This window comes from Prosthecobacter sp. (assembly GCF_044373815.1).
In the GTDB taxonomy this organism is placed as follows: domain Bacteria; phylum Verrucomicrobiota; class Verrucomicrobiia; order Verrucomicrobiales; family Verrucomicrobiaceae; genus Prosthecobacter.
Window position 1 is genome coordinate 1 of sequence record NZ_JBIPNG010000467.1, and the last position, 5231, is coordinate 5231.

Consider the following 5231-nt stretch of genomic DNA (forward strand, 5'->3'; position numbering starts at 1 on the left):
TGCCGACTTACGACATGGAGCTTCATGTGCTGCGCCTCGGCGACATCGCCATCACCACGAACACGTTTGAGCTGTATCTCGACTGGGGCATCCAGATGAAGGCCCGCAGCCCCGCGCAGCAGACCTTTGTGCTCCAGCTTACGAATGGCTGCGGCATGTATCTGCCCACCGCGCTCGCCATCGAAGGCGGCAGCTACAGCGGTCTGCCGCACGTGAACAAGGTAGGTCCCGAAGCCGGGCAAATCCTCGTCGATCAAACCGTGCGTGCCATGCAGGCCCTGTTTCCATCACCGGCCGTGGTGAAATAAGACATGTCGTCACGAGATCACACTCTTCGCAAAGGCTGAGAAAAGATCATGTCCACGATGGGGATGCGGGAGCGAAGTTCGGCACCGCCTGAACTGGAGAAATGGGCCTTTCCACCCGTGGAGCGGCGGTCATGGAGGAGGGAGATGTCATGGACATTCAGGTCACGCATTTTCTCAGCCGTCAGAGGCTCTCCGCCAAGGTGCGTGTCCGGATAGGCGAAGGCCTCCACCCGCACAAACGCCGCCACCCATTGGCCGGCGGCGTACCGCTGCAAAGGAAACTCCGCCTGCGATGCATCGACCACCAGCGCCACTCCCTGATCGGTCACAAAACGGATCTGCACCTTGGGCCGCTTGATGCTGTCGTTGCCTGTGACTGCAACCTCGACAGCCACCGCCTTGCCACCGGCATCTCGCCGGACGACGATGCGCGTGAAGCGAAAGGTACTGTAGTCATAAGGTGGCACCACTTCTCCCGCCTCGTTGACCGCCAGTGCAGACACCGCTCCGAAAAAGGCTCCCTTTCTGTAGGCCCGCAGAGCCTCCACTTCCGCATCGGCAGCGTGCACTCCAGTGTTTGGGACCAGCAGCACATTGCGACCGCGCCCGAAAGTGTTGTGATCTTTGACAAAGAAGCCCCAGCAGCGCCTGCCAGTGCGCAGCAGGTCGTCCCACAGCTTGTAGAAGTGCAGATGCGGCTCCGCGCTGTCGTCGTAGAATCCTTTGCTGGATCCGAAGCCTGAAGTCAGCTGATTCCATACTTCGATGCCCAGCACGCGGGGATCAAAATCCAGAAACATCTCATAGAGTTTACGGTCCTGCGTGGGGTGGTTGAGCGTGATGCCGCCGCCATCCGCATGCTGCAGTCCGCCGGTGCGACGACCATCAATGGTTTCTCCATCCAGCGCCGCGCCGAAAACTTCGCGCCAGGGGCGGTTGGCACCCTGCATCAAGCGACACTGAGTTACCATGAGCTGCTGCTTGTCATAGACCAACTGCGCGTGCAGCTGCGGTTCGGCCGTTCTGAAATAGAACGTATGACTGCCCGCCTTCAGGGACCTGTCATGCACCGACGCTTTGGCGGCAAATTTACCGGTGAACTCGCATTCGGTGGCACCTTTGACCGTCAGTTTGGCGAGCCCGCCTTCGGCGATGGTCGTTAAAGTCAGGTCCAGCCGATACACGCCTGCCCATGGGCGGGCCTCGTTGAAGACCTGCAGGCCGTCAAACTGATGGACCAGCGGAGCCGTACGGAGCTGCGCAGCACTGAGACTGCTGCCATATCCGGTGGCGAGCAAACTGCCGAGCGAGTTGAAATGAAGCCCCGCGTCTGGCATGGAGTGCTGCTCCGCGTTCGGCGCAGCCACGACATCGGAGTGCTTTGCCAGGAAGGCCTGAGGGAGTGGATACGTGGGCGCAGAAGGATAATAATTGCTGAAGGCAAAGTGGCGGTAGCCCATCGCATAAAACTCCTCACACGATGCCGCCGTCTGCCCCGTATGCTGATGTGACATTGAGTGCAGATAATCGCACTTGTCCCAGTCCACGTCCGCATAGGGGTCATGCAGATCGCCCTCGCTCTTCGGCTCTGCCGCCTGGGCGTCATGACGCAGCAGTACCTGGGCGCCATACAAGCTGGCCATGGTGGAGAGTATGCGCCTTCGTTTCATGGCTCAAACCAACGAGACCACTGCGGGATTGTTTCTGCCGCCGGTTTACGATCGGACATTGATCGACTCTTGTCCGGCATGCTGTTGATCCAATGGCGCAGCATTTCGAGTTCGGTGGGCGTGATGAAGGGGCCCTTCTTTTTGGGTGGCATCTCCTTGTAGTGGATGAGTTCGATGAGGAGGCTTTTTTTGGCGTTGCGGGGTTTGATGGCGGGGCCGGTCACACCGCCTTCGAGCAGGGCTGCCAGGGTGCGCATGTCGAGCTTGCCATCGCGGCGTTTCGCGCCGTGACAGCGGATGCATTTCTCTTCGAAGACGGGGAGGACGTCTTTTTGGAAATCAGGTGCGGTTTGCGGTTTGTCTTCGGCACGGGCGTTCATTCCAGCGAGGCTGCCGACCAGCAGCCCACTGAAGAGAATTGAGAAGGATGCCCGCATCAACTGCAAGGGACTCAGGCCTGGCCGACGACGTTCACGAAGCAGTGGACGTGGGGGAGGACGCGGTAGTTCCAGACGAAGCCGGGGCCTTCGATGCGCCAGGCATCCCAGCGGTCGTTGCCTTTTTCTGCGTTGTCCTTGTAGAAGGCGAGGCGCAGTTTTTCCATGCCACCGTTGGTCTTGATGAGCTGCATCACTTCGTCGCCGTCTTCCTGGCGGAAGGGGTTGAGGAGCTTGCGCATCACTGTGGCGACGAGAGTGCGCTGAGATTCATCGAGATCGCCGTAGCCGACGCCGGTGGCGGGCTTTTCCACCAGCTTGGGTTTGAGCGCGCCGACGCCGTCTCCAGGGGAGCCGACGATAACGGCCTGCTTGCGCTGGGGCTCGTTGAGCATGTCAAAGACGCTCATGACTTCCTTGGTCTGGTCGTTGTAAACGTTCATGTCGCTGTGGCCGTTGGCGGAGTGGCCGTAATACATGGGGCCACCGAAGGCGGTGTTGGGCTGGGAATTGCCATCGCAGCGAAGGGTGAGGTGATGGCCGGCGAAGACCCAGGAGAAGGGATCCTTGCCGGAGGGATCGCCGAAGATGGCGATGCCGTTGCCTTCAAAGGAGCCGCTGCTGTCCCATTTGCCATGGCGGCTGATGCGGTCGTAGGCCTCGTCGCCTGAGAGGATGGATTTGAAGGTCTGCTTGATGAGGTCCTGCTGCGGGGTGGTGAACTGCTCGCTGAGTTTCTTGCCCAAGGGTGCTGCATTGTGGGTCTTGAGGCGTGTGGGGATGCCGCCTGCTTCTGCGCCATGGTCCCAGGGGCGCACCATGGCCGTTTTCTGTTCGGCGCTGAGGGTGGCAAAGAGTTCGCGGATGAGTTCTTCGGCGGGCTTGGCAGTGCGTGGAGTGTCGGCGGGGGCGGCAAAGCCGGAGCTCAAGGAGGAGGCGCCCATGACTCCAAGGGCACTGCCGGAAAGCACCCGGATAAAGTCACGACGTCCACGATGCGGAGAAGGGGAGGCGTGCTCGGCACACTCTGGGCAGACCGGTTGATTCAAATCAGAGGAGGATGGAGTTGGGTTGGAATTCATGGCGGGACTTATACAGCCGGGGCTTTGGGCATCTTGCCGATCCAGAGAGATGAAGATCGTTGCTTTGGTGGCAGGGGATCGCTGGAAACGCGTTACGCCCTCTGGGTTTGGATCTGTGTGAAGCGTGAGGCCTCGTGAAGGAATTTCTTTTCAGATGCATCCTCCGAACTTGCCGGCAATGTGATTCGGAAATGGTTATAATCCGGTGAGGTTTGATAGCTTACACTTGATACTGTTCTAAAGAACAGTATCAAGTAGGTATGATCAATCCCTGCCAAACTCGCGCTTTGAATCTCCTTTGGCTGTCCGAAGGCCGTTCCTGGATTCGGCATCAGGTACCGTTCCTTGGCAGCATCATTGCGGGCAGGCCGGAGATTCAGGATGGGCGGGTGGACGGGTGCATCGACATCGATCCCACTACCCTGCGGCTGCCGAAGAATGCGCGGACTTTTGCGCTGAAGGTGAGGGGGGATTCCATGCGCAACGCGGCCATTTTGGAGGGGGACATTGTCATCATGGAGTTTCGTGAGGCGAAGCATGGGGACATCGTGGCGGCGCTGATCGACGGGGAGACGACGCTGAAGCGCTTCGTTATTCAGGGGGGCGTGCCCTACCTGCGGGCCTCAAATCCGAAATACCCGGACCTCATTCCGGCTCGGGAGCTTGTGATCCAGGGGGTGCAGATCGCTCTGCTGCGGCTGTCTGAAAGGTGATGCGCCATGATTCTTCACTTTGATGCGGATGCGTTTTTCGCCTCGGTGGAGCAGGCGGCGGACGTCAAGCTGCGCGGGCGACCGGTGGCAGTGGGTGGTGAGCGGCGGGGCATCATCGCCTCGGCCAGCTATGAGGCGCGGAAGCTGGGGATCTACACCCCCATGCCGACGGCGAGGGCGCGAAAGCTGTGCCCGAGCCTGATCGTGCTGCCCTGCGATTTTGAGAAATACGAGCGCTTCTCGCGGCTGATGTTTTCGTATGCCTATGACTTTTCGCCGCTGGTGGAGCAGGCCTCGATCGATGAGTGCTACCTGGATCTCTACGGAGCCAAGCGCACGCGGGCGGGGGAGGCGGCTGCGACGATCCAGAAGGCCATCGCCCAGAGCCTGAAGTTGTCGGTTTCGGTGGGGGTGGGGACGAACAAGCTGGTGTCCCAGATCGCCAGCAAGCTGAGGAAGCCTCATTGCTTCATCGAGGTGGAGCGGGGAAGTGAGCAGGGGTTTCTGTGGCCGCTGGAGAACCGGTGGCTGCCGACAGTGGGTCCGCAGCTGGCCGCCAAGCTGAACACCGCCGGGCTGCGCCACATTGAGCACATCGCAAGAACGCCGGTGGATGAGCTGTCGCTGCTGGTGGGGCAGGGGGCACCGGTGCTGCATGAGTATGCCATGGGGTTCGACACCCGCCCCGTGGTCTGCGATGCCCCGGAGGCGAAGAGCTACGGCGAGCAGGACACCTTCAGCCAGGACACCACGGACCAGGCTTTCATCATCGCCCGTCTGCGAGCCATGGCGGACACGCTGATGCGGCGGGTGCGGCAGGATGGCAAAAGTATCCGGACGGTGTTACTGCGACTGCGTTACAATGATGTGGATGAGGTGACGCGCTCGACGAGCCTAGATGAGCCGACGGACTTGGAACATGACGTCTATCCGCTGATCACTGGCCTGCTGAAGCGGGCCTGGGAACGGCGTGTGAGTGTGAGGATGGTGGGGCTGCGCTTTACCAAAGTGTATGAAATGG

5 protein-coding genes and 1 pseudogene are annotated in these 5231 nt (G+C 60.2%); 3 read left to right on the forward strand and 3 right to left on the reverse strand.

Annotated features, from left to right (window positions below; translation table 11 throughout):
* Window positions 1-308 (forward strand): annotated as a pseudogene (locus ACIREA_RS26160) (hypothetical protein); the annotation flags it as partial.
* 17 nt (window positions 309-325) lie between these two features.
* Here ACIREA_RS26160 and ACIREA_RS26165 read toward each other — a convergent pair.
* The 3 genes from ACIREA_RS26165 to ACIREA_RS26175 form a co-directional block, all read right to left on the reverse strand.
* Window positions 326-1978, reverse strand: a complete 1653-nt coding sequence (locus tag ACIREA_RS26165) for a hypothetical protein (RefSeq protein ID WP_397385268.1) — start codon at window positions 1976-1978, stop codon at window positions 326-328.
* Complete coding sequence (locus ACIREA_RS26170; RefSeq protein WP_397385269.1) at window positions 1975-2358, reverse strand: c-type cytochrome domain-containing protein; 384 nt, start codon at window positions 2356-2358, stop codon at window positions 1975-1977. Before ACIREA_RS26170 ends, ACIREA_RS26165 begins: the two co-directional genes overlap by 4 nt.
* 71 nt (window positions 2359-2429) lie before the next feature.
* On the reverse strand, window positions 2430-3497 hold the full coding sequence (locus ACIREA_RS26175; protein ID WP_397385270.1) for a DUF3500 domain-containing protein: 1068 nt from the start codon (window positions 3495-3497) through the stop codon (window positions 2430-2432).
* A 260-nt stretch (window positions 3498-3757) separates the two neighbouring features.
* Here ACIREA_RS26175 and ACIREA_RS26180 point away from each other — a divergent pair, with 260 nt between their 5' ends.
* Window positions 3758-4210 (forward strand): LexA family protein, encoded by a 453-nt coding sequence (locus ACIREA_RS26180; protein WP_397385271.1) that lies wholly within the window; start codon window positions 3758-3760, stop codon window positions 4208-4210.
* A 6-nt stretch (window positions 4211-4216) separates the two neighbouring features.
* A partial coding sequence (locus ACIREA_RS26185; RefSeq protein WP_397385272.1) for a Y-family DNA polymerase occupies window positions 4217-5231 on the forward strand: 1015 nt, incomplete at its 3' end.

What these genes read in the sequence shown, in the direction of transcription:
- ACIREA_RS26165 (WP_397385268.1), bottom strand. Translation starts at nt 1,978, where the DNA reads ATGAAACGAAGGCGCATACTCTCCACCATGGCCAGCTTGTATGGCGCC.
- ACIREA_RS26180 (WP_397385271.1), top strand. Translation starts at nt 3,758, where the DNA reads ATGATCAATCCCTGCCAAACTCGCGCTTTGAATCTCCTTTGGCTGTCC.
- ACIREA_RS26175 (WP_397385270.1), bottom strand. Translation starts at nt 3,497, where the DNA reads ATGAATTCCAACCCAACTCCATCCTCCTCTGATTTGAATCAACCGGTC.
- ACIREA_RS26170 (WP_397385269.1), bottom strand. Translation starts at nt 2,358, where the DNA reads ATGAACGCCCGTGCCGAAGACAAACCGCAAACCGCACCTGATTTCCAA.